At 57.1% G+C, this 24,785-nt stretch carries 23 protein-coding genes; 1 reads left to right on the forward strand and 22 read right to left on the reverse strand.

All coding sequences use genetic code 11. The annotated features are described in order from the left end of the window. Positions 1-3: 3 nt before the first annotated feature. The 22 genes from secM to MMW58_RS24490 form a co-directional block, all read right to left on the reverse strand. Positions 4-498, reverse strand: a complete 495-nt coding sequence (gene secM / locus MMW58_RS24385) for a secA translation cis-regulator SecM (protein ID WP_200851438.1) — start codon at positions 496-498, stop codon at positions 4-6. 250 nt (positions 499-748) lie between these two features. After that, the gene (lpxC, locus tag MMW58_RS24390; RefSeq protein WP_041144054.1) at positions 749-1,666 is read right to left on the reverse strand and encodes a UDP-3-O-acyl-N-acetylglucosamine deacetylase; all 918 of its coding nucleotides are present in this window, start codon (positions 1,664-1,666) and stop codon (positions 749-751) included. Between the two features lie 100 nt (positions 1,667-1,766). Next, the gene (ftsZ, locus tag MMW58_RS24395; RefSeq protein ID WP_041144053.1) at positions 1,767-2,918 is read right to left on the reverse strand and encodes a cell division protein FtsZ; all 1,152 of its coding nucleotides are present in this window, start codon (positions 2,916-2,918) and stop codon (positions 1,767-1,769) included. A 62-nt stretch (positions 2,919-2,980) separates the two neighbouring features. Then, positions 2,981-4,243: a cell division protein FtsA gene (gene ftsA / locus MMW58_RS24400; protein WP_004857881.1), complete on the reverse strand. Its 1,263-nt coding sequence runs from the start codon at positions 4,241-4,243 to the stop codon at positions 2,981-2,983. Continuing rightward, positions 4,240-5,076: a cell division protein FtsQ gene (ftsQ, locus tag MMW58_RS24405; protein ID WP_041144052.1), complete on the reverse strand. Its 837-nt coding sequence runs from the start codon at positions 5,074-5,076 to the stop codon at positions 4,240-4,242. Before ftsQ ends, ftsA begins: the two co-directional genes overlap by 4 nt. A 1-nt stretch (position 5,077) precedes the next feature. Beyond that, the gene (locus MMW58_RS24410; RefSeq protein WP_133600655.1) at positions 5,078-5,998 is read right to left on the reverse strand and encodes a D-alanine--D-alanine ligase; all 921 of its coding nucleotides are present in this window, start codon (positions 5,996-5,998) and stop codon (positions 5,078-5,080) included. Next, positions 5,991-7,466 carry a UDP-N-acetylmuramate--L-alanine ligase gene (murC, locus tag MMW58_RS24415; protein WP_123710108.1) on the reverse strand — a complete coding sequence of 492 codons (1,476 nt, stop codon included), beginning with the start codon at positions 7,464-7,466 and terminating at the stop codon, positions 5,991-5,993. The genes MMW58_RS24410 and murC overlap by 8 nt, the downstream gene beginning before the upstream one ends. A gap of 47 nt (positions 7,467-7,513) precedes the next feature. After that, the gene (gene murG, locus MMW58_RS24420; RefSeq protein ID WP_241722278.1) at positions 7,514-8,584 is read right to left on the reverse strand and encodes an undecaprenyldiphospho-muramoylpentapeptide beta-N-acetylglucosaminyltransferase; all 1,071 of its coding nucleotides are present in this window, start codon (positions 8,582-8,584) and stop codon (positions 7,514-7,516) included. Next, positions 8,581-9,840 (reverse strand): cell division protein FtsW, encoded by a 1,260-nt coding sequence (gene ftsW, locus MMW58_RS24425; protein WP_133600656.1) that lies wholly within the window; start codon positions 9,838-9,840, stop codon positions 8,581-8,583. The genes murG and ftsW overlap by 4 nt, the downstream gene beginning before the upstream one ends. Beyond that, the gene (murD, locus tag MMW58_RS24430) at positions 9,840-11,156 is read right to left on the reverse strand and encodes a UDP-N-acetylmuramoyl-L-alanine--D-glutamate ligase (protein ID WP_241722279.1); all 1,317 of its coding nucleotides are present in this window, start codon (positions 11,154-11,156) and stop codon (positions 9,840-9,842) included. The genes ftsW and murD overlap by 1 nt, the downstream gene beginning before the upstream one ends. A gap of 2 nt (positions 11,157-11,158) precedes the next feature. Beyond that, the gene (mraY, locus tag MMW58_RS24435; protein WP_041144046.1) at positions 11,159-12,241 is read right to left on the reverse strand and encodes a phospho-N-acetylmuramoyl-pentapeptide-transferase; all 1,083 of its coding nucleotides are present in this window, start codon (positions 12,239-12,241) and stop codon (positions 11,159-11,161) included. Next, positions 12,235-13,593, reverse strand: a complete 1,359-nt coding sequence (gene murF, locus MMW58_RS24440; protein WP_133600658.1) for a UDP-N-acetylmuramoyl-tripeptide--D-alanyl-D-alanine ligase — start codon at positions 13,591-13,593, stop codon at positions 12,235-12,237. Before murF ends, mraY begins: the two co-directional genes overlap by 7 nt. Then, positions 13,590-15,077, reverse strand: a complete 1,488-nt coding sequence (gene murE, locus MMW58_RS24445; protein ID WP_133600659.1) for a UDP-N-acetylmuramoyl-L-alanyl-D-glutamate--2,6-diaminopimelate ligase — start codon at positions 15,075-15,077, stop codon at positions 13,590-13,592. Before murE ends, murF begins: the two co-directional genes overlap by 4 nt. Further along, a complete protein-coding gene (locus MMW58_RS24450) occupies positions 15,064-16,830 on the reverse strand; it encodes a peptidoglycan glycosyltransferase FtsI (protein WP_041144043.1) in 1,767 nt (588 codons plus the stop codon). The genes murE and MMW58_RS24450 overlap by 14 nt, the downstream gene beginning before the upstream one ends. A 15-nt stretch (positions 16,831-16,845) precedes the next feature. Beyond that, positions 16,846-17,211 carry a cell division protein FtsL gene (gene ftsL / locus MMW58_RS24455; RefSeq protein WP_002888550.1) on the reverse strand — a complete coding sequence of 122 codons (366 nt, stop codon included), beginning with the start codon at positions 17,209-17,211 and terminating at the stop codon, positions 16,846-16,848. After that, positions 17,208-18,149, reverse strand: coding sequence for a 16S rRNA (cytosine(1402)-N(4))-methyltransferase RsmH (rsmH, locus tag MMW58_RS24460; RefSeq protein ID WP_133600660.1), 942 nt, complete (start codon positions 18,147-18,149; stop codon positions 17,208-17,210). The genes ftsL and rsmH overlap by 4 nt, the downstream gene beginning before the upstream one ends. Before the next feature lies 1 nt (position 18,150). After that, positions 18,151-18,609: a division/cell wall cluster transcriptional repressor MraZ gene (gene mraZ / locus MMW58_RS24465; RefSeq protein WP_041144041.1), complete on the reverse strand. Its 459-nt coding sequence runs from the start codon at positions 18,607-18,609 to the stop codon at positions 18,151-18,153. Positions 18,610-19,249: 640 nt separating this feature from the next. Then, complete coding sequence (gene cra / locus MMW58_RS24470) at positions 19,250-20,254, reverse strand: catabolite repressor/activator (RefSeq protein WP_041144040.1); 1,005 nt, start codon at positions 20,252-20,254, stop codon at positions 19,250-19,252. A gap of 181 nt (positions 20,255-20,435) precedes the next feature. Further along, positions 20,436-20,927: an acetolactate synthase small subunit gene (gene ilvN / locus MMW58_RS24475; RefSeq protein ID WP_041144039.1), complete on the reverse strand. Its 492-nt coding sequence runs from the start codon at positions 20,925-20,927 to the stop codon at positions 20,436-20,438. A 2-nt stretch (positions 20,928-20,929) separates the two neighbouring features. Continuing rightward, on the reverse strand, positions 20,930-22,654 hold the full coding sequence (ilvI, locus tag MMW58_RS24480) for an acetolactate synthase 3 large subunit (RefSeq protein WP_133600661.1): 1,725 nt from the start codon (positions 22,652-22,654) through the stop codon (positions 20,930-20,932). A gap of 470 nt (positions 22,655-23,124) precedes the next feature. Next, positions 23,125-24,093, reverse strand: a complete 969-nt coding sequence (gene leuO / locus MMW58_RS24485; RefSeq protein ID WP_133600802.1) for a transcriptional regulator LeuO — start codon at positions 24,091-24,093, stop codon at positions 23,125-23,127. A gap of 325 nt (positions 24,094-24,418) precedes the next feature. Further along, positions 24,419-24,670: a hypothetical protein gene (locus MMW58_RS24490; RefSeq protein WP_133600663.1), complete on the reverse strand. Its 252-nt coding sequence runs from the start codon at positions 24,668-24,670 to the stop codon at positions 24,419-24,421. A gap of 26 nt (positions 24,671-24,696) precedes the next feature. On the opposite strand from MMW58_RS24490, the gene leuL reads away from it, so the two are divergent. Beyond that, complete coding sequence (leuL, locus tag MMW58_RS24495) at positions 24,697-24,783, forward strand: leu operon leader peptide (protein ID WP_115193567.1); 87 nt, start codon at positions 24,697-24,699, stop codon at positions 24,781-24,783. The last annotated feature ends 2 nt before the right edge of the window (positions 24,784-24,785 follow it).

A 24,785-nucleotide genomic window follows, 5' to 3' on the forward strand; every position in this document is an offset into this window, starting at 1 on the left:
AGTTCAGCTGAGGCGTTGGGGTCCGGCGCGTATCCCGGTGACCTGGCTAATCCAGGCGGAGACGCAAAAGGCGCGATGGGAGGGGTTGTATGTCGCCTGACGCACAATGACCGGCGGCTTGCTTTCCTGCGTCAGCAGCGCGCTGAGCGTATCGAGCAGGGCCAGATGCTGCGCCTGTAATGGCGAAGATTCTTCCGCAACCGGCAGCGCCTGGGGCGCCATGGCAAATGAGAGATGACGGATAACCGTGCGGATGGCGTGCTGATGCCAGTAGTCGACGGTAAAGTTTGGCCGGCGGTTGGCTTCCAGCAGAGCAAGCTGGGAGAAATTAACTTTATTCGGCGTGTGGCTGCTGGCCGTTGCTTTCGCCGGTGATGCCGTTTCGTGACTATTGCTTAAGGCAGGCAGGCCAAAGCTAGCCGCGACCATCCCCAACAGGAGATGCGGCCAGAAATACCGTCTGCCAAACTGTCGCCAGCGCGTCAGCAATCCACTCACGTCCATTACCTTTAGTTGAAGCAACCCCAGGAAATAATTTTGCGCCCAAATATTACCATTAATACCGCGTCACGGCAGCAGGAATGAAAGCTTTGCACAGGTAAAAGCGGTCAATTAAGCAGCGAACGCGCGGCGTCAGCGATGGTTGAATCGGGGTGAAATGAGAATCGGGAGGTAAAAAAGAAAAACGACTGGCTCCCTGGCCGGAGAGAGTACCAGGTTACCAGTCGATTTTACTGAATGGTCAGGCTTACGCCATAACCATTGATGGTGCGCGGAATGCCAGCGGCATTTCTGCTTCGTCTTCGAAGGTCACATACTCCCAGGCTTCCTGTTTTGCCAGAACGGCCTGCAGCAGTTTGTTGTTCAACGCGTGACCTGATTTGAACGCCGTGAATGCGCCGATGATATTGTGACCACACATAAACAGGTCACCAATCGCATCCAGCATTTTGTGGCGGACAAACTCATCTTCAAAGCGTAAGCCGTCTTCGTTCAGTACGCGATAATCGTCAACAACGATGGCACAATCGAAGCTGCCGCCCAGGCACAGGCCGCGGGACTGCAGATATTCGATATCACGCATAAAACCGAAGGTACGCGCACGGCTAATCTGGCGCATAAATGCATCAGCAGAGAAGTTCATCGCATAGCGCTGGTTGCTTGAGTCAATCGCCGGATGGTTAAAATCGATGGTAAAGTCCAACGAAAAACCATTGTACGGCTTAAACTCAGCCCACTTGTCGCCATCTTCAACGCGAACGGTCTCTTTAATGCGCACAAATTTCTTGGCGCAGTTCAGTTCATCGATGCCGGCATCCAGCAGCAGATAAACGAACGGAGCAGCACTGCCGTCCATAATCGGGATTTCCGGCGCATCGACTTCAATAACAATGTTGTCAATGCCCAGGCCAGCCAGTGCGGCATTCAGGTGCTCGACCGTTGAAATCCGCACGTCATGCTCGTTCACCAGGCAAGTACAGAGCATGGTATCACGCACAGATTTGGCATCAGCCGGAAAATCAACCGGTGGATTCAAGTCGGTGCGACGATAGATGACCCCGGTATTTGCCGGCGCAGGTCGTAACGTCAGTGTGACTTTCTTGCCGGTATGCAAACCGACGCCAGTCGCCTGAACGATACGTTTAAGAGTCCTTTGTTTGATCATCGTATAATCTCGCCAAGTTACCTATCCAACCGAAGTGTATAACACTTTCGGACGGGCAGTTTAGCACAAAGAGCGCTGATGCCCAACTTCCAGCCAATTCTTAATCGGCTTGCTTGCGCAGGAAGGCCGGGATATCCAGATAATCCGGCTCTTTCGCGGTTTGCGGCGTATTGTCGTTCACCACTTTCGCTGCCGGTTTCTGCTCTTGATTCAGCGGCGCCATACCGTGCTGCTGGTAGCGATCCATTACCGGCTGCTGAACCTGCTTGTTGGTTACCAGGGTAATTTCCGGACGTTTGTCCATGCCAATACCGGTCGCAACCACGGTCACGCGCAGCTCGTCGTTCATATCCGGATCCAGAGAAGTACCGATAACCACGGTGGCGTTATCCGATGCGAATGCGCGGATAGTGTTACCTACGGTTTCGAACTCATCCAGACGCAGGTCGAAGCCAGCGGTGATGTTGACCAGAACGCCGCGCGCGCCGGACAGATCGATATCTTCCAGCAGCGGAGAAGAAATCGCCATTTCAGCCGCTTCTTCCGCACGGTCTTCACCGCTCGCCACGCCGGAGCCCATCATCGCGTAGCCCATTTCGGACATCACGGTGCGCACATCCGCAAAGTCGACGTTCATCAGACCCGGACGGGTAATCAGTTCGGCGATACCCTGCACAGCGCCTTTCAGCACGTCGTTTGCTGCGCCGAAGGCGTCCAGCAGCGAAATGCCGCGGCCAAGAACTTTCAGCAGCTTGTCGTTCGGAATAGTGATCAGTGAATCGACGTGCTTGGAGAGCTCGGTGATCCCCTGCTCGGCAAAAGCCATACGCTTCTTGCCTTCAAAATTGAAGGGCTTGGTCACAACCGCGACGGTCAGGATACCAAGATCCTTCGCCACTTCTGCCACCACAGGTGCCGCACCGGTACCGGTACCGCCGCCCATACCTGCCGCGATAAACACCATGTCTGCGCCGTCGAGAGCAGCACGCAGCGCTTCACGGTCTTCATCCGCCGCATTGCGGCCGACTTCCGGGTTGGCGCCCGCGCCCAGACCTTTGGTAATACCGCTACCAATCTGAATAGTCTGGCCAACGGCCGTTTTACGCAGCGCCTGCGCGTCGGTGTTCACCGCGAAGAATTCCACACCCTCGATGCGCTCGCGCACCATGTGCTCTACGGCATTACCGCCGCCGCCACCGACGCCGATGACTTTAATCACCGCGTCGTTGGTTAATTCCATTGGTTCAAACATAGTTTCTCTCCGTCTTGTGCCTGTCGCCTGAGAACGCTAATTTTCTGCGTTCTCTTAAAAAATTAAAACTCTTTTCGCAGCCAGCTATTTAGTCGCTTAATCCACGAGCCAACTGATGCAGTTACGCGTTTTTCCACTTCTGCTTCACCACTAAGATGAGACTCCTTCCCGTAGTGCAGCAACCCAACCGCCGTTGAATAATACGGCTCCTGGGCATAATCCGTTAAACCGGTAATGTTCAGCGGTGCACCGATACGCACCTGCGTATGGAACACCCGCTGCGCACAGGCGGCAAGGCCTTCAATTTGCGCCGCGCCGCCGGTTAACACAATCCCCGCAGCCAGATGGTGCTTCACGCCCTGCTGGCGGAGCTGCTCCTGCAGCTGCAGGATCTCTTCATTGACCAGGTTGAGCAGTTCGGTATAACGCGGCTCAATAACCTCTGCCAGCGTCTGACGCTGCAGGCTGCGCGGCGGGCGTCCGCCTACGCTCGGAACTTCGACGTTTTCGTCTTTACCGACGATTGAGCCCAGCGCGCAGCCGTGGCGCACCTTGATCGCTTCGGCATCGCTCGGCGGCGTACCGAAGGCGTAGGCGATATCGCTGGTCACCACGTTGCCCGCGTACGGGATCACTTTGGTATGACGCAGCGCGCCGCCGGTATACACGGCGATATCCATTGTACCACCGCCGATGTCCACAACGCAGACACCCAGCTCACGTTCATCTTCCGTCAACACGGAATAACTGGCCGCTAAACCGGCGAAAATGAGCTGATCCACTTTCAGACCGCAGCGCTCCACCGCTTTAACAATATTTTTTGCCATATCGTTATGGCAGGTAATCAAATGTACTTTTGCCTGCATACGCACGCCAGACAGGCCAACCGGGTTTTTAATCCCCTCCTGGTAGTCAATGGCGTACTCCTGCGGGATGACGTGCAGCACGCGATGCTCATCGCGTACGCGGACCGACTTGGCGGTATGCACCACGTTCTCAACGTCGTCCAGCGTCACCTCTTCTTCTGAAATCGGCACCATACCAATTTCATTTTGACAGCTAATATGTTTACCTGAAAGCGCCAGGTACACTGACGAAATCTGGCAATCAGCCATCAGTTCGGCCTGGTCAATGGCGCGCTGTACGCATTTCACCACGGATTCCAGGTCGTTAACCCCGCCTTTATCCATACCACGCGATGGGCAGCTGCCCACGCCAATGATATTAACCACGCCGTCGGGCAGAACTTCCCCTACTAAAGCGGCAACCTTCGCGGTGCCAATCTCCAGTCCAACTACCAGCTTTCTGTCCGTCGCCTTGATCATTGTTGTTCTGCCTGTGCCTGATTCTGTTGTTGATTAGTTTCCTCAGCGGGAGCAGGCACCCAGCCTACCGCCGCGCCCGAGTCATAGCGCAAATCAACGTAGCTTATCCGTTTGCCATCGGTCTGCGCCTGCTGCTGAAGAACCGGGTAAAGTTCCATAAAGCGCTGAAGACGTTTCATGGTGTCGCCGCGGCCAAGGTTGAGCTTAATATCGTTATTAAGCGTCAGCTGCCAGGAGCGACGCGCGGTCATCGCCGCCACTTTCAACGTGAATTTATCCTTTGCCAGCACCTGCCCCATGTCGCGATATCCTTGCAACACTTCGTTCTCGCTGCCTTCCGGGCCATACAGCATCGGTAAATTCTGTTTATTGGTGCGATCCGCCGGGACGCTGAAAGAATTACCTTCTACGTCCACCATATGCTGATCATTCCAACGCGCAATCGGCACATATTCAACCAGATGAATCTTCAATTCGTCCGGCCACTGCTTTCTGACGCTCGCCTGTTTAATCCACGGCAGGCGCTCAATCTGACTTTGGATGATATTCACATCCTGGGTCATAAAGGTTCCCGGAGAACCCAGCGCCAGAATTGCCTGGCGAATATCGTCATTACGCGTGTAGTGACGCTCACCGGTTACCACCATCTTGGACAGCGGTAAACGCTGTGCGTCTTCCATCCAGCCCAGAACCATCCACCCGCTGACCAATACGGTACACAGCACCGCCAGCAGGAAGAAAATCCCCGCCAGACGAGTTCCATTACTTCGGCGCGAAGAAGACATTTCCTCTTCTTCTTCGTGGTTCCGCGTATTCAGCGCAGCCTGCGACATATCACCCCGCCAGGTCCAAAATTCGAACAACAAGCTGTGAGAAGCTCATCCCCGCCTGACGCGCCGCCATCGGCACCAGGCTATGGCTGGTCATGCCAGGAGAAGTATTCGCTTCCAACAGATAAAACTGGCCATCGCTGTCCAGCATGACGTCAATCCGTCCCCAGCCGCTACAGCCGAGAACATTCCAGGCTTTCAGTACCAGGGCCTGAATTTCTGACTCGCGGGCAGGATCCTCACAACCTGGGCAGAAATATTGCGTCTCATCAGAGAGATACTTCGCTTCATAATCATAGAAGGTTCCAGCCACATGGATACGAATTGACGGTAAAATTTCTTCACCGACGATAGCAACGGTGAATTCCGGTCCACTGAGCCATTTCTCAATCAGAACTTCATCATCATGCTGAAAAGCCAGCGCCAATGCATTGTGTAATTCACAGCTTTCGCTCACTTTCGACATGCCGACGCTTGAACCTTCACGGCTCGGCTTAATAATCAGCGGCAGCCCAAGCGCCGTAATCTGCTGCGCGACCTCCGCGGTAAGGCCCGCGCTGAACTGCGAACGGGTCAGCGCCACCCAGGGAGCAACGGGTAAGCCCGCGCCCTGCCACAGTAGTTTACTGCGCACTTTATCCATCGAGATTGCCGAAGCCATCACGCCGCTGCCGGTATATGGCAGCTCAATCAGCTCCAGCAGCCCCTGCAACGTTCCATCTTCTCCACCGCGGCCGTGCAAAGCAATAAACGCTTTCTGAAAACCCAGCTGCTTTAGCTGGGTAATGTCGACATCACGGGGATCGACAGGATGAGCATCAACGCCCGCCTCACGCAGCCCGGCAAGCACCGCCGCGCCGGAGTTGAGCGACACCTCTCGCTCGGCGGAGGTCCCGCCGAAAAGAACCGCGATCTTATCAGCCACGGCGCTCCTCCTCCGCTTTATGCGGCATGAGTTTGATTTCAGCCAGGTGGCGGGCAATTTTTCCGATATTCCCCGCGCCCTGCACCAGCACCAGATCGTTCCCGGTCAGCACCGATGCCAGCATCTCTGCCGCCTGGGCCGGGTCAGAAAGCAGAATCGGGTCCACCTTGCCGCGGCCGCGAATTGTGCGGCACAGGGAGCGGCTATCCGCCCCCGGGATCGGCGCTTCGCCGGCGGAGTAAACGTCCAGCATCAGCAGCGCGTCGACCTGGGTCAGCACGTTGGCAAAATCGTCGTACAGATCGCGCGTACGGGTAAAGCGGTGCGGCTGGAACAGCATCACCAGATTTTTATCCGGCCAGCCGGCGCGGGCCGCCTTGATGGTCGCATCCACCTCCGTCGGGTGATGGCCGTAATCATCAATCAGCATCGCGCTGCCGCTTTTACCGTTGACCTCAGCCAGCGGATATTCGCCGAGGAAATCAAAGCGACGGCCGGTGCCCTGGAAGGCTTCCAGCGCCCGCAGGATCGCGTCGTCTTCAATGCCCTCTTCCGTCGCCACCGCCACGGCCGCCGCCGCATTCAGGGCATTATGGCGACCCGGAGCGTTTAGCGTGACCTGAATAACCTCTTTGTCCTGGCGCACCAGGCGGAAATGGCCCTGCGCGCCAAGCTGGCGATACTCTTCAATACGCACGTCGGCATCGTCGCTAAAGCCGTAGGTCGTCGTCTGGCGGCCGACGCGCGGCAGCAGTTCACGAATGACCGGATCGTCCACGCACATCACCGCGCGTCCGTAGAACGGCAGGTTGTGCAGGAAGTTAACGAACGTCTGCTTTAAGTTTTCAAAATCACCGTGGTAGGTATCCATGTGATCGGCTTCGATATTGGTCACAATGGCAACCATCGGCTGCAGATGCAGGAACGATGCGTCGCTCTCATCCGCTTCCGCAATCAGATAGCGGCTGTGCCCAAGACGGGCGTGCACGCCCGCGGCCTTAACCAGCCCACCGTTGACGAAAGTCGGATCGAGGCCGGCCTCCGCATAAATACTCGAGACCATCGCGGTGGTCGTGGTTTTACCGTGCGTGCCGGCGATAGCGATGCCGTGACGAAAACGCATCAGCTCCGCCAGCATCTCTGCGCGACGGATAACCGGAATACGCGCTTCGTGAGCGGCAACAATCTCCGGATTTTCCGCAGAGATTGCGCTGGAAACCACCACCACGCTGGCATCGCGCACGTTTTCAGGACGATGGTTGAAATAGATAGTGGCGCCAAGCTTAGCCAGCTGCTGCGTAACCGGATTCGGCGCCAGGTCGGAGCCGGAAATCTGGTAGCCTTCGTTGGCCAGAACTTCGGCAATACCGCCCATACCGGCACCGCCAATGCCAACAAAGTGAATGTGCCGGACGCGACGCATCTCGGGCACTATGGAACGCAGTTTTGCCAAATCTTGTGTATTCATTCTTTACGCCATCAACTTCTCTATTCGGGCGGTGAGATTCACCGCGATTAGCGCGCCAGTGCTGCGGCGCTCACTTCTTCCGCTACCCGCTCGGTAGCATCCGGAATCGAGGCTCTACGCGCTCGTTCCGCCATATCCAGCAGCGTTTCACGATCCCAGCCGACCAGGGTTTGCGCCACGGCATCCACCGTGAACTGGGGCTGTTCGAGAATTTTCGCGGCTCCCGCTTTTTCCAGCGGCAGCGCGTTCCAGTACTGCTGACGATCCTTATGCTGAAACGGCACAAACAGCGCCGGTAATCCTGCGGCGGCGATTTCGCTCACCGTCAGCGCGCCGGAACGACATACCACCACGTCGGCCCAGGCATATGCTGCCGCCATGTCATCAATAAATTCGGTCACCTTGTGCTGCGGCTGCCCGGCATCAGCGTACGCCTGCTGTACCGTCTGCTGGGCGCCTTTGCCGCTCTGGTGCCAGATGGTGACCGCGCCGTTCAGCTTCCCGGCCACCAGCGGCATAGTCTGGTTCAGTACGCGGGCACCCTGCGAGCCGCCAACCACTAAAACGCGGGTCGGCCCCTGACGCCCAACCAGCCGCTGCTCCGGCAGAGGCAGCGCGAGCACATCGGTGCGCACCGGGTTTCCCACCACGTCAGCGTGGGGGAACGCGCCGGGAAACGCCTGCATCACTTTCTTCGCAATTTTTGCCAGCCATTTATTGGTCAGGCCGGCAATACCATTCTGTTCGTGCAGCACCACCGGAATGCCCAGCGACCATGCCGCCAGCCCGCCGGGGCCGGAAACGTATCCGCCCATCCCCAGCACGACGTCCGGCTTGAAACGCTGCATAATCGCGCGCGCCTGACGCCAGGCGTTGAAAATACGCACCGGCGCCAGCAGCTGCGCCTTCAGGCCTTTGCCACGCAGGCCGGAGATGCGGATAAAATCGATCTCAATACCGTGCTTCGGCACTAAGTCCGCTTCCATACGATCGGCGGTACCCAGCCAGCGAACCTGCCAGCCCTGGTCCATTAAATGGTGCGCGACCGCCAGTCCCGGGAACACATGCCCGCCGGTACCGCCCGCCATCACCATTAACCGCTTTTCCTGACCGCTCATCGAACACCCCGTGTAAACGCCTGGGCTTTTTCCAGACGCGTTTCATAATCAATACGCAACAGCAGCATAATCGCCGTCGACATAATCAGCAGGCTGGAGCCGCCGTAGCTGATCAGCGGCAGCGTCAGGCCCTTGGTCGGCAGCATGCCCGCAGCCGCGCCGACGTTAACCAGCGCCTGGAAGCTAAACCAGATCCCGATCGCACAGGCCAGAAAGCCGGAGAAACGGTGGTCAATCTCCAGCGCTTTGCGGCCGATGGACATGGCGCGAAAAGCGACGAAGAATACCATTAAAAGGGCCAGTACCACACCGATATAACCGAGTTCTTCGCCGATGATGGCGAAGATGAAGTCAGTGTGCGCCTCCGGTAAATACTCCAGTTTTTGTACCGAGTTGCCTAAGCCCTGGCCCCACATTTCGCCGCGGCCAAAGGCCATCAGCGACTGGGTCAGCTGGTAGCCGCTGCCAAACGGATCCTCCCACGGGTTCCAGAAGGAGGTTACGCGGCGAATACGATACGGCTCGGCGAGGATCAGCAGCACCACCGCCGAGATCCCCATACCGATAATGGCAATGAACTGCCACAGCTTGGCGCCGGCGAGGAACAGCATCGCCAGAGTCGTCACGAACAGCACCACCACCGTTCCGAGGTCCGGCTGCGCCAGCAGCAGGATCGCCAGCACGAAAATCACGCCCATCGGTTTCAGGAAGCCGCGCAGGTTATTACGCACCTCATCGCCCTTACGCACCAGGTAGTTGGCGATGTAGCAGAACAGCGACAGCTTGGTAAACTCCGCGGGCTGAATGCGCAGCGGGCCCAGCGCAATCCAGCGCGATGCCCCGTTTACCGAGCTGCCGACCACCAGCACGATCAGCAGCATCACGATCGAGGCGATCAGCATCGCGGTACTGTGCCGCTGCCAAAATTCCATCGGCAGGCGCAGGGTCACCAGCGCAAGCCCCAGCGCCAGCAGAATGTAGAGTCCGTCGCGCTTGGCAAACAAAAACGGATCGTTTGCCAGACGCTGGCCCACCGGCATCGAGGCCGAGGTCACCATGATGAAACCGACCGCCGCCAGGCCAAACGTCAGCCACAGCAGCATCCGGTCATACATCACCAGGCTGTCGTTATCTTTCTGCCGCGAGCCCATCACCCAGCCCTTCAGCGCGGCAAACAGCCAGGAGAAGATACGCATTCCCGGCAAACGCGGCAGCGTCAGTCGGGGCATTCTCAGGCGCGGGAGAGAGAGACGCATCAGCCTAACTCCTTCGCCAGGCGGGTAAAGATATCCCCCCGTTGTTCAAAGCTTTTAAACTGATCGAGGCTGGCGCAGGCCGGTGACAGCAGCACCATATCGCCCGGCTTCAGCAGCGGCGCAATCTGACGCATCGCCTGCTCCATGGTTTCCGTCTGCGTCGCCGCCTCAGGGCGCAGCGCCGCCAGCTGCTCGCCGTCGCGACCGAAGCAGTACAGGCGGATATTATCCCTGGCCAGATAGCGCTTCAGCGGCGCGAAATCAGCGGATTTGCCGTCACCGCCGAGCAGCAGATACAGCGTGCCCTCCAGATGCAGGCCGTTCAGCGCCGCTTCGGTGCTGCCAACGTTGGTGGCTTTGGAATCGTTTATCCAGCGCACGCCGTTATGGTCCAGCGCCAGCTGGAAACGGTGCGCCAGGCCGGTAAAGGTGGTCAACGCCTTGAGGCTGCTGGCTCGCGGCAGACCCGCGGCATCCGCCAGCGCCAGCGCCGCCAGGGCGTTGCTGTAGTTATGCTGGCCGGTTATCGGCATCTCTTTGACGTTCAGCACTTTCTCACCCTTCACCCTCAGCCAGGTTTCTCCCTGCTGGCGGTTAAGGTGGTAGTCGCCGACGTCAACGCCAAAGCTAATGCAGCGGTCATCGGCCCCGCGCACCGGCATCGTCAATCCGTCATCGGCATTCACAATGCAGCTCTTCGCATTTTCATAGACGCGCAGCTTGGCCGCCCGATACTGCTGCAGGCCGAGCGGGTAGCGGTCCATATGATCTTCGGTCACGTTGAGGATCGTCGCGGCAACCGCCCGCAGGCTGGAGGTGGTTTCCAGCTGGAAGCTGGAAAGTTCGAGAACGTACAGCTCGCGTTCAGCATCCAGCAGCATCAGGGCCGGCAGGCCAATATTGCCGCCGACGCCGACGTTTACGCCGGCCGCTTTCGCCATTTCACCCACCAGGGTGGTGACGGTACTTTTACCGTTTGAACCGGTAATCGCCACAATCGGCGCCTGCGCCTCGCGGCAGAACAGCTCGATGTCGCCAACAATTTCCACGCCGGCGTCCATCGCCGCGCTCAGAGAGGGGTGCGCCAGGGCGATACCCGGGCTTGCCACGATCAGATCGGCCGCCAGCAGCCAATCCTCGTTCAGGCCGCCAACGTAGCGCTCCACTTCTTCCGGCAGCTTATCCAGGCCGGAAGGCGCAGCGCGAGTATCCATGACGCGCGGCGTCACGCCGCGGGCCATGAAAAAGTCCACGCAAGACAGGCCGGTCATACCCAGCCCAATAATGACGACTTTCTTACCCTGATAATCTGCCATGATTAACGTACCTTCAGCGTCGCCAGGCCAATCAGCACCAGCATCAGCGAAATAATCCAGAAGCGCACGATCACGCGCGGTTCCGGCCAGCCTTTCAGTTCATAGTGGTGATGAATCGGCGCCATTCGGAAGATGCGCTGACCGCGCAGCTTGAAGGAGCCGACCTGCAGAATGACCGACAGGGTCTCAACAACAAAAACGCCACCCATAATAACCAGCAGGAATTCCTGACGCAGCAGCACGGCAATGATGCCCAGCGCGCCGCCGAGGGCCAGTGAACCCACGTCGCCCATAAAGACCTGAGCCGGATAGGTGTTAAACCACAGGAAGCCAAGGCCCGCACCGACGATCGCCGTACAGACGATAACCAGCTCGCCGGCGTGACGCAGATAGGGAATATGCAGGTAGTTGGCGAAGTTCATGTTGCCCGACGCCCACGCCACCAGCGCGAAACCGGCGGCCACAAACACGGTTGGCATAATCGCCAGGCCGTCGAGACCATCGGTGAGGTTAACCGCGTTGCCGGTACCGACAATCACGAAGTAGGCCAGCAGAATGTACAGCAGCCCCAGCTGCGGCATGATGTCCTTGAAGAACGGCACCACCAGCTGAGTAGCCGGCGTGTCTTTCCCGGCCATATAGAGCGCAAAGGCAACGCCCAGCGCAATCACCGACATCCAGAAGTATTTCCAGCGGGCAATCAGGCCCTTGGTGTCTTTGCGCACCACTTTGCGATAGTCATCAACGAAGCCAATGATGCCGTAGCCTATCAGCACCGTCAGAACGCACCAGACGTACGGGTTAGAGGGATAAGCCCACAGCAGGACCGATACCACAATCGCGGTGAGGATCATGATCCCGCCCATGGTCGGCGTACCGCGTTTGCTGAAGTGAGATTCCGGACCGTCGTTGCGCACAACCTGGCCGAAAGCGAGTTTTTGCAGACGAGCGATCATACGCGGGCCCATCCACAAAGAGATGAACAGCGCGGTCAGCAGGCTGACGATGGCGCGAAACGTCAGGTAGGAAAAGACGTTAAAGCCTGAATAATATTTGACCAAATGTTCGGCCAGCCATACTAACATGTTCCATTCTCCTGTAATGCGCGTACTACCTCTTCCATGGCGGCACTACGTGAACCCTTCACTAAAACGGTCAGAATTTTATGCTCTGCGATAAGCTCGCGCAGACGAGCCACCAGCGCGGATTTCTCGCTAAAGTGCTCACCCACGCCGCTGGCGGAGCTGATATCAGCGCTCAGCGCGCCGACGCTCAGTACGCGATCGAGCCCTGCCGCCTTCGCCGCTTCGCCAACCTGGCGATGGCAGGCGGCGCTTTCCGCGCCGAGCTCGGCCATATCGCCAACCACCAGCACCCGGTAGCCCGGCATTTCGGACAGTACCTGCACCGCGGCGGTCATCGAGCCGACGTTGGCGTTATAGGAATCATCAAGCAGCAGCTGATTTTCCGTAAGCCGGATCGGGAACAGGCGCCCCGGCACCGCGGTAAGCTGAGCCAGTCCGGCCTTCACCGCGGCTAAATCAGCGCCGACCGCCATTGCCAGCGAGGCTGCTGCCAGCGCGTTGGCGATATTGTGGCGGCCCGGCAGCGGCAGCAGAACGTCCACGCTCCCCGTTGGGGTTTGCAGGGTAAATTCCGTACCGTGGCTGGTGACATGAATATTGGTCGCCGTAAAGTCGCTGTTGGCGGCGTTGGGCGAGAAGCGCCAAACCTTACGATCGCCAATGACGCTCTGCCAGTTCAGCCAGTCGTTATTGTCGGCGTTGAGAATGGCGATGCCGTTTGCCGGCAGGCCGGTAAAGATTTCGCCTTTCGCCTTCGCCACGCCCGCCAGCGAGCCGAAGCCCTCAAGGTGCGCGGCGGCCAGGTTATTCACCAGCGCGGCTTCCGGACGCGTCAAACTCACGGTCCAGGCAATTTCACCCTGGTGGTTGGCGCCCAGCTCAATCACCGCATACCGGTGCTCGTGAGTCAGGCGCAGCAGCGTCATCGGGACGCCAATATCGTTATTCAGGTTGCCGGCGGTATACAGCGTGGTGCCGCACTGCCCGAGGATCGCCGCGGTCATCTCTTTCACCGAGGTTTTCCCGGAGGAGCCAGTCAGCGCGACCACGCGGGTCGGTACCTGCTGGCGAACCCACGCGGCCAGCTCGCCGAAAGCCTGCCGGGTATCCTTCACCACCACCTGGGGTAAATCGCACTCCAGCCTGCGGCTGACCAGCAGCGCGCCGGCGCCGGCCTGTTTTGCCTGCGCGGCAAAGTCGTGGGCGTCAAAGCGCTCGCCTTTGAGGGCTACAAACAGGCAGCCCGCCGTTATTTTGCGGGTATCCGATGTGACCTCATCGATGGCCAGATCGCTACCCTGCAGTTCGCCGCTGGCGATGTCGGCAAGCTGAGAAAGCGTAAAGCGAATCATGCTACCGTCCCCAGTAAACGCGCGACGGTCACGCGATCGGAGTAGTCCAGGCGGCGATTGCCGACAATCTGGTAATCCTCGTGGCCCTTACCGGCGACCAGCACCACGTCACCCTCTTTCGCCAGCATAACGGCATTGGTCACGGCTTCCGCCCGACCTTCCATCACCTTCGCGTGCCCGGCATCAAGCATGCCGGCCAGGATATCGTTGATAATGGCGCGAGGATCTTCGGTACGCGGGTTATCGTCGGTGACAACGGCAATATCGGCGAACTCTTCGGCGATAGCGCCCATCAGCGGACGTTTGCCCTTATCGCGATCGCCGCCGCAGCCAAATACGCACCACAGCTTGCCGTTGCAGTGCAGACGCGCGGCCTGCAGCGCTTTTTCAAGCGCATCAGGCGTATGAGCGTAATCCACCACCACGGTCGCTTTGCCCGGCGCGCTAAACACTTCCATACGCCCGCAAACCGGCTGCAGACGAGAAGCCGTTTTCAGCAGCTCGGCCAGCGGATAGCCCAGCGCCAGCAGGGTAGCCAGCGCCAGCAGCAGGTTGCTGACGTTAAAGGCGCCCATCAGGCGACTTTCGACTTCGCCCTTGCCCCAGCTGGAGTCAAACTGAACGGTCGCCCCGCTGTCGTGATAGCTCACCGCGGTTGCCTTCAGCCAGCGGCCGTGGCAGTTCGGATTAATATGGTCTTCCATCGATACCGCAACCGCATCCGGCAGCTTCGCCAGCCAGCGACGGCCCACTTCATCATCGGCGTTGACGATCGCCTGACCGCAGTGGTGGGTGGAATAGAGCAGCCATTTCGCCGCTTCGTAGTGCGCCATATCACCGTGATAGTCCAGGTGATCGCGGCTCAGGTTGGTAAACACCGAGGCGGCAAACTGCAGCGCGGCTACGCGGTGCTGAACCAGACCGTGGGAAGAGACCTCCATCGCCGCCAGGGTCGCGCCCTGCCCTGCCAGACCGGACAGCACGTGCTGAACGTCTACCGCAGAGCCGGTGGTATTTTCCGTCGGGATAACCTTGTCCAGCAGGCCGTTACCTACCGTACCCATGACCGCACTGGTTTCGCCGAGCAGCTGGCCCCACTGCGCCAGTAGCTGAGTGGTGGTGGTTTTGCCGTTGGTCCCGGTTACGCCGATCAGGCGCAGCTGCTGCGAAGGCTGATGGTAAAAACGCCCGGCCAGCGCCGACAGGCGCTCGTTGAGCTGGCTAAGATAAATGACCGGCACGCCGTGCATTTCACGGATTTCACCGTCGCCAGCCTCATCTTTGGCCTCAGCTATAATGGCAGCAACACCTTGCGCTATCGCCTGCGGGATATAACGACGCCCGTCCGCCTGATGACCTAATACCGCGATAAAGAGATCCCCGGAAGCAGCCACCCGGCTGTCCAGCGTCATCTCTCGCAGAATTCGCTCCGGCGCATTTGGCACCCACGGAGCGAGAAGGTCGCGCAAATTACGATCTGCCACCTGTTCCCTCGCCTTGATTAATCACAAATTCACTTTTTTCGCCCGTTGCCAGCGCATCCGGTTCGATGTTCATGGTGCGCAGAACGCCGCCCATGATGGCACCGAAGACCGGCGCGGAAACGGCGCCGCCGTAGTATTTACCCGCCTGCGGGTCGTTGATCACCACCACCAGCGCGAAACGCGGGTGGCTGGCGGGCGCAACGCCTGCGGTGTAAGCAATATATTTGTTGATGTAGCGACCGTCTGGCCCCACTTTTTTCGCCGTACCGGTTTTGATCGCGATGCGATAGCCCTTAATCGCCGCCTTCACGCCGCCGCCTCCAGGCAGCGCCACGCTTTCCATCATGTGCACAACGGTACGAACGAGAGGTTCCGGGAAGACTCGCTCGCCCGGAACCGGTGGATCAACTTTAGTAATCGACAGCGGGCGATACACGCCGTAGCTGCCGATCGTTGCGTAGACTCGCGCTAACTGTAACGGGGTTACCATTAGCCCATAGCCGAAAGAAAAGGTGGCCCTCTCTATGTCAGACCACCGTTGTTTTTGAGGGTATAAGCCACTGCGTTCTCCGACCAACCCCAAATTGGTCGCTTTTCCGAGCCCAAAACGTGAGTAAGTATCTACTAACGCTGAGGACGGCATCGCTAACGCCAGCTTGGAAACACCGACGTTACTCGACTTCTGTAGTACCCCGGTCAGGGTCAATTCGCTATAGCGCGCCACGTCTTTGATTTCGTGGCCGTTAATACGGTAAGGAATGGTATTCAGCACGGTGTTTTCGTTGACGATCCCGCGCTGGAGCGCCGTCATCACCACCATCGGCTTCACCGTGGAACCCGGCTCGAAGACGTCGGTGATGGCGCGGTTACGCATGATATCTTTTGCCGTGCCGGAGAAATTATTCGGGTTGTAGGACGGGCTGTTGGCCATCGCCAGCACTTCGCCGGTGCTGACGTCAACCAGCACCGCGCTTCCCGACTCCGCCTTGTTAAACGCCACCGCGTTGTTCAGTTCGCGATAAACCAGCGCCTGCAGGCGCTCGTCGATGCTCAGCGCGAGGTTATGCGCGGCCTGGCTGTCGGTGGAAGAGATATCCTCGATGACGCGGCCATAGCGGTCTTTACGCACGATACGCTCGCCCGGCTGGCCGGTAAGCCATTTATCAAAGCTCTTCTCAACGCCCTCAATGCCCTGGCTATCGACGTTGGTAAAACCGATAAGGTGAGAGGTAACTTCGCCTGACGGGTAGTAGCGGCGCGACTCTTCGCGCAGGTGGATCCCCGGCAGCTTGAGCTTTCTGATGTAGTCGGCCATATCAGGATTGACCTGACGAGCCAGATAGATAAAGCGCATTCTCGGGTTGGTGTTGATGCGCGATGCCAGCTGATCCAGCGGCATATTCAGCGCATCCGCCAGCGCTTTCCAGCGGTTGTCGAGGGTGACGCCGCCGGCATCGTGCAGCTCTTTCGGATCGGCCCAGATCGCCTTCACCGGCACGCTCACCGCCAGCGGGCGGCCCGAGCGGTCGGTAATCATCCCGCGCGCGGTCGACACTTCCTGCACGCGCAGGGAGCGCATATCGCCCTGACGCACCAGCATGTCCGGACTGATAACCTGCAGCCACGCCACGCGGCCCAGCAGGAAAGTCAGAGCCAGCAGAATACAGCCGCACAGCAACGCAAAACGCCAACTGATAAAGTTGGCCTGTTCTTCCTGACGTTTTGGTCTTGGCGTTTTCGGCGCTGCTTTCATGCGTCGCAATAATCCTTATTTTTGTACAACGATATTTTCTTGTGATGGATCGACGTGTTGCATCTGCAACTTCTCGGTCGCGATCCGCTCAACCCGACTGTGATCGCCCAGGGCGTTCTCTTCGAGGATCAGGTTGCGCCATTCAATATCCAGCGCGTCACGTTCCAGAACTAACTGCTCGCGCTGGGCGGTTAACAGGCGGGTATGGTGCGCCGTCGTTACCACCGTAATCGCCGTAATGATGATGCAAATGAACAGACAGAGTGGCAGCTTCCCAAACCGCAGAAGGTCGTCTCCGATCACGCCAGGCAAGGCATGGCGCTCGTTGCTTCCTATCGACCCTTTAACCTTGCTTAGGGCTTCTGTCACTCTGCCGATCATGCGTTCGTCCTCTCTGCAATGCGCAGAACTGAACTACGGGCACGAGGATTTTCAGCTACCTCTTCTTCGCCCGGCATCAACTTGCCTAATGCTCGCAGCTCACGGCCGCCCAGTTTACGCAGCTGCTCTTCGGTCATCGGTAGCCCTGCCGGAACCTGCGGACCGCGGCTTTGCTCGCGCATAAAGCGCTTCACAATACGGTCTTCCAGCGAGTGGAAACTGATGATCGAAAGCCGCCCGCCCGGGGCCAGCACGCTGAGCGAGCTTTTTAGCGCCTGCTCTATCTCCTCCAGTTCACTGTTCACCCAAATGCGTACCGCCTGGAAGGTACGGGTCGCGGGATGTTTGAACTTATCCTTCACCGGCGTTGCCGCCGTCACCACTTCCGCCAGCTCTTTGGTGCGGGTCATCGGCTCAATGCGGTTGCGCTCGACGATGGCGCGCGCGATGCGCTTACCGAAGCGCTCTTCGCCAAAGGTCTTAATCACCCAGGCGATATCGGCCTCTTCGGCCGTCTGCAGCCATTCGGCGGCCGACTGGCCGCGCGTCGGATCCATGCGCATATCCAGCGGGCCGTCGCGCATAAACGAGAAGCCGCGCTCCGCGTCATCCAGCTGCGGCGACGAGACGCCAAGATCGAGAAGAATCCCGTCGATCTTGCCCGTCAGTTCGCGCTCACTAACATAATCTGCAAGCGCAGAAAAAGGTCCGTGTACGATGGAAAAACGGGGGTCATCAATGGTCTTCGCCACGGCGATTGCCTGCGGATCGCGATCGATTGCCAGCAGACGACCTTCCGCTCCCAGCTGGGAGAGGATCAGGCGCGAGTGACCACCGCGACCAAAAGTGCCATCAATGTAGATACCATCCGGGCGAATATTCAGGCCGTTAACGGCTTCATCCAGAAGTACCGAAGTATGTTTAAAATTTTCCATCATTTTATAAAGACAAATCCTGCAGTCGCTCCGGCAGTTCCCCGGTTGCGGACTGCTCAGCGTCGATATCTTCCTTGACCCGTTGATACCAGGTCGTTTCATCCCACAGCTCAAACTTATTGAACTGCCCGACCAGCATCACTTCTTTTGTCAGCCCGGCATGCTGCCGTAACACCGGAGCGATCAATAGCCGCCCGGCATTATCCATCTGACATTCGCTGGCATGTCCCAGAAGCAGACGCTGTACGCGCCGCTCAGCGGGATTCATGCTCGACAAACGCGACAATTTTTGCTCGATGATTTCCCATTCAGGCAAGGGGTAAAGCAGCAGGCACGGGTGATGAATGTCAATGGTGCAAACCAATTGACCGGAAGCGCTCTCAATCAGCCCGTCGCGGTAACGCGTCGGTACGGCCAGACGGCCTTTGCTGTCGAGATTGACTAACGTTGCCCCACGGAACATGCCAGCCTCACCCCTTTTCGCCACTTTAACCCACAAATTCCCACCAGAAGGAGTTTACGGAGCGGAGGAAAAGCTTGTCAAGCCAGCACGAATACCAACGAAGCTTAAAAACCCATTATTTGCCGCCGATATTAGGCCTGATGATAAAATCACCAACAAACGAGGCAAATTAACGTCATGAATACGTGTAAGAAAACAACCAACAAATTCGTAACAGTTAAAAGCAACAAAATATCTTCGGCGGGAAAATATAAAGTGTCAGTTTGCGACGCGAGCGGCATTTTAGGCGATTCTGATGCCCGTTAACAGTGCCTGATGTCTGCGGAGAGGCTCTCTTGTCGCGGGGTAGAGAAGATTGGGGGTATTGTCTGCGATAAAATGAGTGTTAATTCAGCGATTAACTTAGTGAATGTAACAAAATAATACAAATATCGGCCGGGAGATCTTTTCTTATACCCATCAGGTGCAAGAAAGCCCCTACTCCAGAATAAAACAAAATAATGCGTAAAGAAGTTTAGGGATTTGTCTGAAAGATATTCAGTTTTGCATTTTTAAGGCAATTTGTATGGATTATCGCCAGACGTGCATCCGTCTGGCGAGCGGCGGCAGAATTATCCCGGCAGCCCGCTGCCGGAAATATTCAACGACGGTTCAGGCTCCCGCGGCGATACAAATTCCGGCGAATCCGGCTTAGGCCAGGCTTTGGCTTGCGCGGTTCGTCGAGGCTGGCGAGAACGATCTCCAGCACGCGCTCGGCAACGTCACGGTGGCGCTGAGCCACCGCCAGTACAGGACACTGGAGGAAATCCAGCAGTTCGTTATCGCCGAAGGTCGCAATCGCCAGCTCGGAGGGCAGCTTGCCTTCCCGACGCAGCGTCACGTCCATCACGCCCTGCAGCAGCGGGAAGGAGGTGGTAAACAGCGCCTGCGGCATCGGATGGGTTTCCAGCCACTTCTCGAACAGCTGACCCGCCGCTTCGCGCTCGTAGCTGTTAGCGTAGAGATACTGCACCTCACGCGGATCGTCCTGCCACGCGGTCCGGAAGCCCTGCTCGCGCAGGAAGCTCACCGACAGCTCCGGCAGAGCGCCAAGATACAGCACGCTGTCGCCGGGGAATTTACGCAGCTCGGCGCCGAGCATTTCCGCATCGTCGCGATCGGCGCCGACAACGCTGGTGAAGTGTTCGCGATCGAGCGCGCGATCGAGCGCGACTATCGGGAACGGATCGTTGGCCCAGCGCTGATAGAACGGGTGCTCGGGCGGTAATGAGGTCGACACGATAATCGCATCGACCTGGCGCTGCAGCAGGTGCTCAATGCAGCGCATCTCGTTATCGGGCTGATCTTCCGAACAGGCGATCAGCAGCTGATAGCCGCGCTGGCGCGCCTGCCGCTCGAGGTAGTTAGCAATGCGGGTATAGCTGGTGTTTTCCAGATCCGGAATGACCAGACCAATAGATCGCGTGCGTCCTGCACGCAGGCCGGCAGCGACCGCATTCGGATGATAGTTGTGTTCACGAACCACAGCCATCACCTTTTCGACCGTTTTATCGCTCACGCGGTACTGCTTCGCTTTACCGTTAATCACATAGCTAGCGGTGGTTCGCGAGACACCGGCCAGCCGGGCGATTTCATCCAGTTTCACAATTGCCCCTTGGGTAATTTAGTACAGAACATAACCTTTCTTCAGGTATGGATTCATTTTCATAACATCTAAACGCAGAACAGTTAGCACAGCAACCGGTTTTGTCTCCAGTTCCTACCGATTTCGCAAAAAAATAGCCCGACAGTTTGTGCCGGGCTATTTTTAGCTCAATTTCAGCGACTCAGCGCATTATTTTGTCGCCGCGCGACAGGCCAACGACGCCCGAGCGCGCAACTTCAACGATTCTCGCAACGTCACGCAGCGAGGCGATGAATGCATCCAGCTTATCGCTGGTGCCAACCAGCTGAACGGTGTAGATAGACGGGGTGACGTCAATAATCTGCCCGCGGAAGATCTCGGTGTTACGCTTGACCTCCTCGCGGCCAAAACCGCTGGCCTGCACCTTCACCAGCATGATCTCGCGCTCAACGTGCGAGTTTTGTCCGAGCTCGCTGACGCGCAGCACGTCCACCAGCTTATGCAGCTGCTTTTCGATCTGCTCGATCGCTTTCTCATCGCCCACGGTCTGAATCGTCATCCGCGAGAGCGTCGGGTCATCGGTGGGTGCCACCGTCAGGCTTTCAATGTTATACCCACGCTGCGCAAAGAGACCAATAACGCGCGATAAGGCGCCCGATTCGTTTTCCAGTAATACCGATAATATCCGGCGCATAATCAGGTTCTCTCCGTTTTGCTCAACCACATCTCGTCCATCCCGCCGCCGCGGATATGCATCGGATACACGTGCTCGCTGCCGTCAACCGTTACGTCGACGAAGACCAGACGATTATTACGCACCTGCTCCAGCGCTTCGGTCAGCTTCGACTCCAGCTCTTGCGGCTCGTTAATGCGAATTCCTACGTGACCATACGCTTCTGCGAGGCGGACAAAATCCGGGAGCGACTCCATATACGACTGCGAGTGGCGGCCGGAATAGATCATGTCCTGCCACTGTTTCACCATTCCGAGATAGCGATTGTTCAGGTTCAGCACCAGAACCGGCAGTTCGTACTGCAGCGCGGTGGAAAGCTCCTGGATATTCATCTGAATACTGCCGTCGCCGGTGACGCAAATAACGGTCTCATCCGGCAGCGCCATCTTCACGCCGAGCGCCGCGGGCAGGCCAAAGCCCATCGTGCCCAGGCCGCCGGAGTTGATCCAGCGTCTCGGCTTATCAAAGGGATAATAGAGCGCGGCAAACATCTGATGCTGACCGACGTCAGAGGTGACGTAGGCATCCCCGTTGGTCAGACGCCAGATGGTCTCGATCACCGCCTGCGGTTTGATCTTGCCGCTTTGCGTATCGTATTGCAGACAGTGACGCGCGCGCCACTGCTCGATCTGCCGCCACCAGTCGCGAAGCTCATCCAGCGGCTGCAGCGCCTCTTCCTGCTCCAGCAGCTCCAGCATCTGCTCCAGCACCAGGCGAGCATCGCCAACGATCGGCACGTCTGCCGGCACCGTTTTCGAAATTGACGTCGGATCGATGTCGATATGCAGCACCGTGGCATTCGGGCAGTATTTTGCCAGATTGTTGGTCGTGCGATCGTCAAAGCGGACGCCAACGGCGAAAATCACGTCGGAGTGATGCATCGTCATGTTGGCTTCATAGGTGCCGTGCATGCCCAGCATGCCCAGCGCCTGCTGGTGCGAGGCCGGGAAAGCGCCCAGCCCCATCAGCGACGACGCGACCGGCAGATTCAGTTTCTCCACCAGGCTATACAGCTGCTCTTCGCATTGAGCGTTAATCGCCCCGCCGCCAACGTATACCACCGGGTGTTTGGCCGCGATCAGCGTTTGCAGAGCGCGTTTAATTTGTCCTTTATGCCCGCTGGTTGTCGGGTTATAGGAGCGCATGCTGACCGCATCCGGCCAGACGTACGGCAGCTTGTTCGCCGGGTTGAGGATATCTTTCGGCAGATCGACGACAACCGGGCCGGGACGGCCGCTGGCCGCCAGCCAGAAGGCTTTCTTCAGGACGCCGGGGATATCTTCGGTTTGCTTAACCAGGAAGCTGTGCTTCACCACCGGTCGGGAAATACCGACCATGTCGCACTCCTGGAAAGCGTCGTAACCAATCAGGGAAGTCGCCACCTGTCCGGAGAGGATCACCAGAGGGATAGAGTCCATGTACGCCGTCGCAATGCCGGTAATGGCGTTCGTGGCCCCGGGCCCGGAGGTCACCAGCACGACCCCGACCTCGCCCGTTGCGCGGGCGAGACCGTCCGCCATATGCACCGCGGCCTGCTCGTGGCGGACCAAAATATGATCGATACCGCCGAGGGTATGTAGAGCATCATAGATATCGAGGACCGCCCCCCCTGGATAACCGAATACTTGCTTGACGCCCTGATCGACAAGCGACTGGACGACCATCTCGGCTCCTGACAACATCTCCATGGTTTGCCTCCCGGCTTATTGTTTTTAACGACAGCGGAACTCAATTTCCGCGCGCTCGCACAATGCGCAGAGTTTCGTCTTCGCATTGAGGTGAATGGACTGCGTGCCTTTACCATAACTGGTCGCTAACGGGCAGGCAATTCGCCACCGCAGGTACATGAGAGGTATTAAAAGAATAAAAAAGAGGATTTGATAAAAAATCAGGTGGAAAACTTCACCGACAGGAATTGACGCAAATCATTACTCGGACAAATTGCCACACCGCAGGAAATCATCCATTTTTCATCTGAATCTACCGCCAGCCGCCGCAGCTAAACAGAATAAAATTCTGGATTATTACTTAATAATAGATAAAACAATCCGAAAAGCGCCGCGGCGTTAGCCCCGGTCAGCGGCAGGCCCAAATATCCCCTGCAGCCCGCTCACAAAGCAGGAGCCGCGGCTCCCGTTTGTGGTGATATACGCACAGATTAGCGCCGGCAGATACTGACCAGCAGTTCTTCCATCCACTGGTGGCCTTTATCGCGACCCGCGGCTTCGTGCCATGAGAGATAGCAGGTCCGGCTATTAACCTGCAGCGGCAGCGTGACCAGCTGCAGGTTAAGCTTATCCGCGAATTCAGCCGCCAGCCAACGCGGCGCAATAGCCACCATTTGCGTTTGCGAAATCACGTTTAATACGCTGACCATCGCATTGCCCTGATAGGCAATTCGCGCCTGTTTATCGAGAGTGTCATACCAGGGCTGGCTGAATGAAGCATAGCGATCCAGGGCCACAACCGCGTGCTCTTCCCGATAAATGTCCTCTTCCGCCAGCAATCCGCTAATACGCGGATGCTGGCGACTGGCGACTAATACCATCTCATCGTTAAACAGCGGCACGCAGGCAAATTCAGGACGACGAAACTCTTCATAGCCCACCACGAATTCAATTTCCTGATAACGTAATTGATGGTCGGTATTTTGATTCAGCGCCGATTTAAAAATCAAATGAATATTTGGCGCGGTTTCGCTAACTTTATTGAGGATTGTGGCGGTCAAATAGTTATCCAGCGGGCTGCACACGCATAAATTAAACACCCGCTCGCTGCTTATTGGCTCAAAGCCGGAGCCCGGCAGCTCGTTCTGCACCAGCTGCAGAGCCTGGCGTACCGAGCCAAACAGCTGGAACGCACGCGCCGTTGGCTGAATTCCGCGGCCGTAGCGAACGAACAGCTCGTCATTAAACATCACCTTCAGACGCGATACGGCGTTGCTGACCGCCGGCTGCGACATCCCCAGAGAATGCGCCGCGCGAGTGATATTCTGCTCCTGCATCACCGCATCAAAGACGGTGAGCAGATTGAGATCGACCATGCGTAGCTGAGGTTTCGTCACCTCCGCCGCCGGGGCTGCTTGATATTCAATACTTTCAATTATCATATCTAATTTCACCATCAGGCTAAATTCCCTTTGCACAAGTACAGTAATTAATGCTGAAAATATCATTTAGCACGCATATGAAATTTGCAAAAGGGTAAAAATGAATTTTAGGAATATATCAAAGTTATGATTTCAGCAAAAATAAGCAGAATTAGAAAATGGCCGTTTCATTTTAACTATATCGATTACTTGATGGCGCTCAGTTTACTCATAAGTTATAAGGATAAACAACGGCAGGAATAGTTAACTTAAATTTAAGCGGTATTAAAGTATCGTTCGAATACGCTATTAAAATTAACATGTCGTTATCATAGATAATTAGCCTGAACTCATTTAAATATATTCACATGGCAAATATCCTCAGTCTTTTCATTAAGATGGCTGCCGTTGCCACCCCGCCAGCGTGAGGCCTTGAATGAAAAGGAAATTGTGCGAATGTTTTAAATGGCCTCGCCCCTGCCGCGGCGCTAAAAACGATTGTCGGCAAAAAAGCGCGATCTTCAGCACAATTAGCTAATTCAGTGACAAGGTAAAAAGGCGTTTTTCCCCCTCCGGGGTTGACATCAAAAGGCGTATCCAGTAACTCTAAGAGCATATCGATTTCATCTGGAGCATGACGCAATGATTCGCAGCACTCGTTTCACCAGCCTACTACTACTAAACGCATCCAATTTGCGCGGTAGGCTGCTGGGCGACGTTAAGCGTTAGTC

Origin of the sequence: Klebsiella sp. HC6 (assembly GCF_022605325.1) — a bacterium.
GTDB classification, from domain to species: domain Bacteria; phylum Pseudomonadota; class Gammaproteobacteria; order Enterobacterales; family Enterobacteriaceae; genus Klebsiella; species Klebsiella terrigena.

Excerpts from the sequence above, each read along its gene's own strand:
- MMW58_RS24490 (WP_133600663.1), bottom strand. The coding sequence starts at position 24,670 with ATGCTCTTAGAGTTACTGGATACGCCTTTTGATGTCAACCCCGGAGGG.
- rsmH (WP_133600660.1), bottom strand. The coding sequence starts at position 18,149 with ATGATGGAAAATTTTAAACATACTTCGGTACTTCTGGATGAAGCCGTT.
- mraY (WP_041144046.1), bottom strand. The coding sequence starts at position 12,241 with ATGTTAGTATGGCTGGCCGAACATTTGGTCAAATATTATTCAGGCTTT.
- ftsA (WP_004857881.1), bottom strand. The coding sequence starts at position 4,243 with ATGATCAAGGCGACGGACAGAAAGCTGGTAGTTGGACTGGAGATTGGC.
- ftsZ (WP_041144053.1), bottom strand. The coding sequence starts at position 2,918 with ATGTTTGAACCAATGGAATTAACCAACGACGCGGTGATTAAAGTCATC.
- murD (WP_241722279.1), bottom strand. The coding sequence starts at position 11,156 with ATGGCAGATTATCAGGGTAAGAAAGTCGTCATTATTGGGCTGGGTATG.
- MMW58_RS24450 (WP_041144043.1), bottom strand. The coding sequence starts at position 16,830 with ATGAAAGCAGCGCCGAAAACGCCAAGACCAAAACGTCAGGAAGAACAG.
- lpxC (WP_041144054.1), bottom strand. The coding sequence starts at position 1,666 with ATGATCAAACAAAGGACTCTTAAACGTATCGTTCAGGCGACTGGCGTC.
- ftsL (WP_002888550.1), bottom strand. The coding sequence starts at position 17,211 with ATGATCGGCAGAGTGACAGAAGCCCTAAGCAAGGTTAAAGGGTCGATA.
- ftsQ (WP_041144052.1), bottom strand. The coding sequence starts at position 5,076 with ATGTCGCAGGCTGCGCTGAATACGCGGAACCACGAAGAAGAAGAGGAA.
- murG (WP_241722278.1), bottom strand. The coding sequence starts at position 8,584 with ATGAGCGGTCAGGAAAAGCGGTTAATGGTGATGGCGGGCGGTACCGGC.
- mraZ (WP_041144041.1), bottom strand. The coding sequence starts at position 18,609 with ATGTTCCGTGGGGCAACGTTAGTCAATCTCGACAGCAAAGGCCGTCTG.
- leuL (WP_115193567.1), top strand. The coding sequence starts at position 24,697 with ATGATTCGCAGCACTCGTTTCACCAGCCTACTACTACTAAACGCATCC.
- murC (WP_123710108.1), bottom strand. The coding sequence starts at position 7,466 with ATGAATACACAAGATTTGGCAAAACTGCGTTCCATAGTGCCCGAGATG.
- ilvI (WP_133600661.1), bottom strand. The coding sequence starts at position 22,654 with ATGGAGATGTTGTCAGGAGCCGAGATGGTCGTCCAGTCGCTTGTCGAT.
- ftsW (WP_133600656.1), bottom strand. The coding sequence starts at position 9,840 with ATGCGTCTCTCTCTCCCGCGCCTGAGAATGCCCCGACTGACGCTGCCG.
- ilvN (WP_041144039.1), bottom strand. The coding sequence starts at position 20,927 with ATGCGCCGGATATTATCGGTATTACTGGAAAACGAATCGGGCGCCTTA.
- murF (WP_133600658.1), bottom strand. The coding sequence starts at position 13,593 with ATGATTCGCTTTACGCTTTCTCAGCTTGCCGACATCGCCAGCGGCGAA.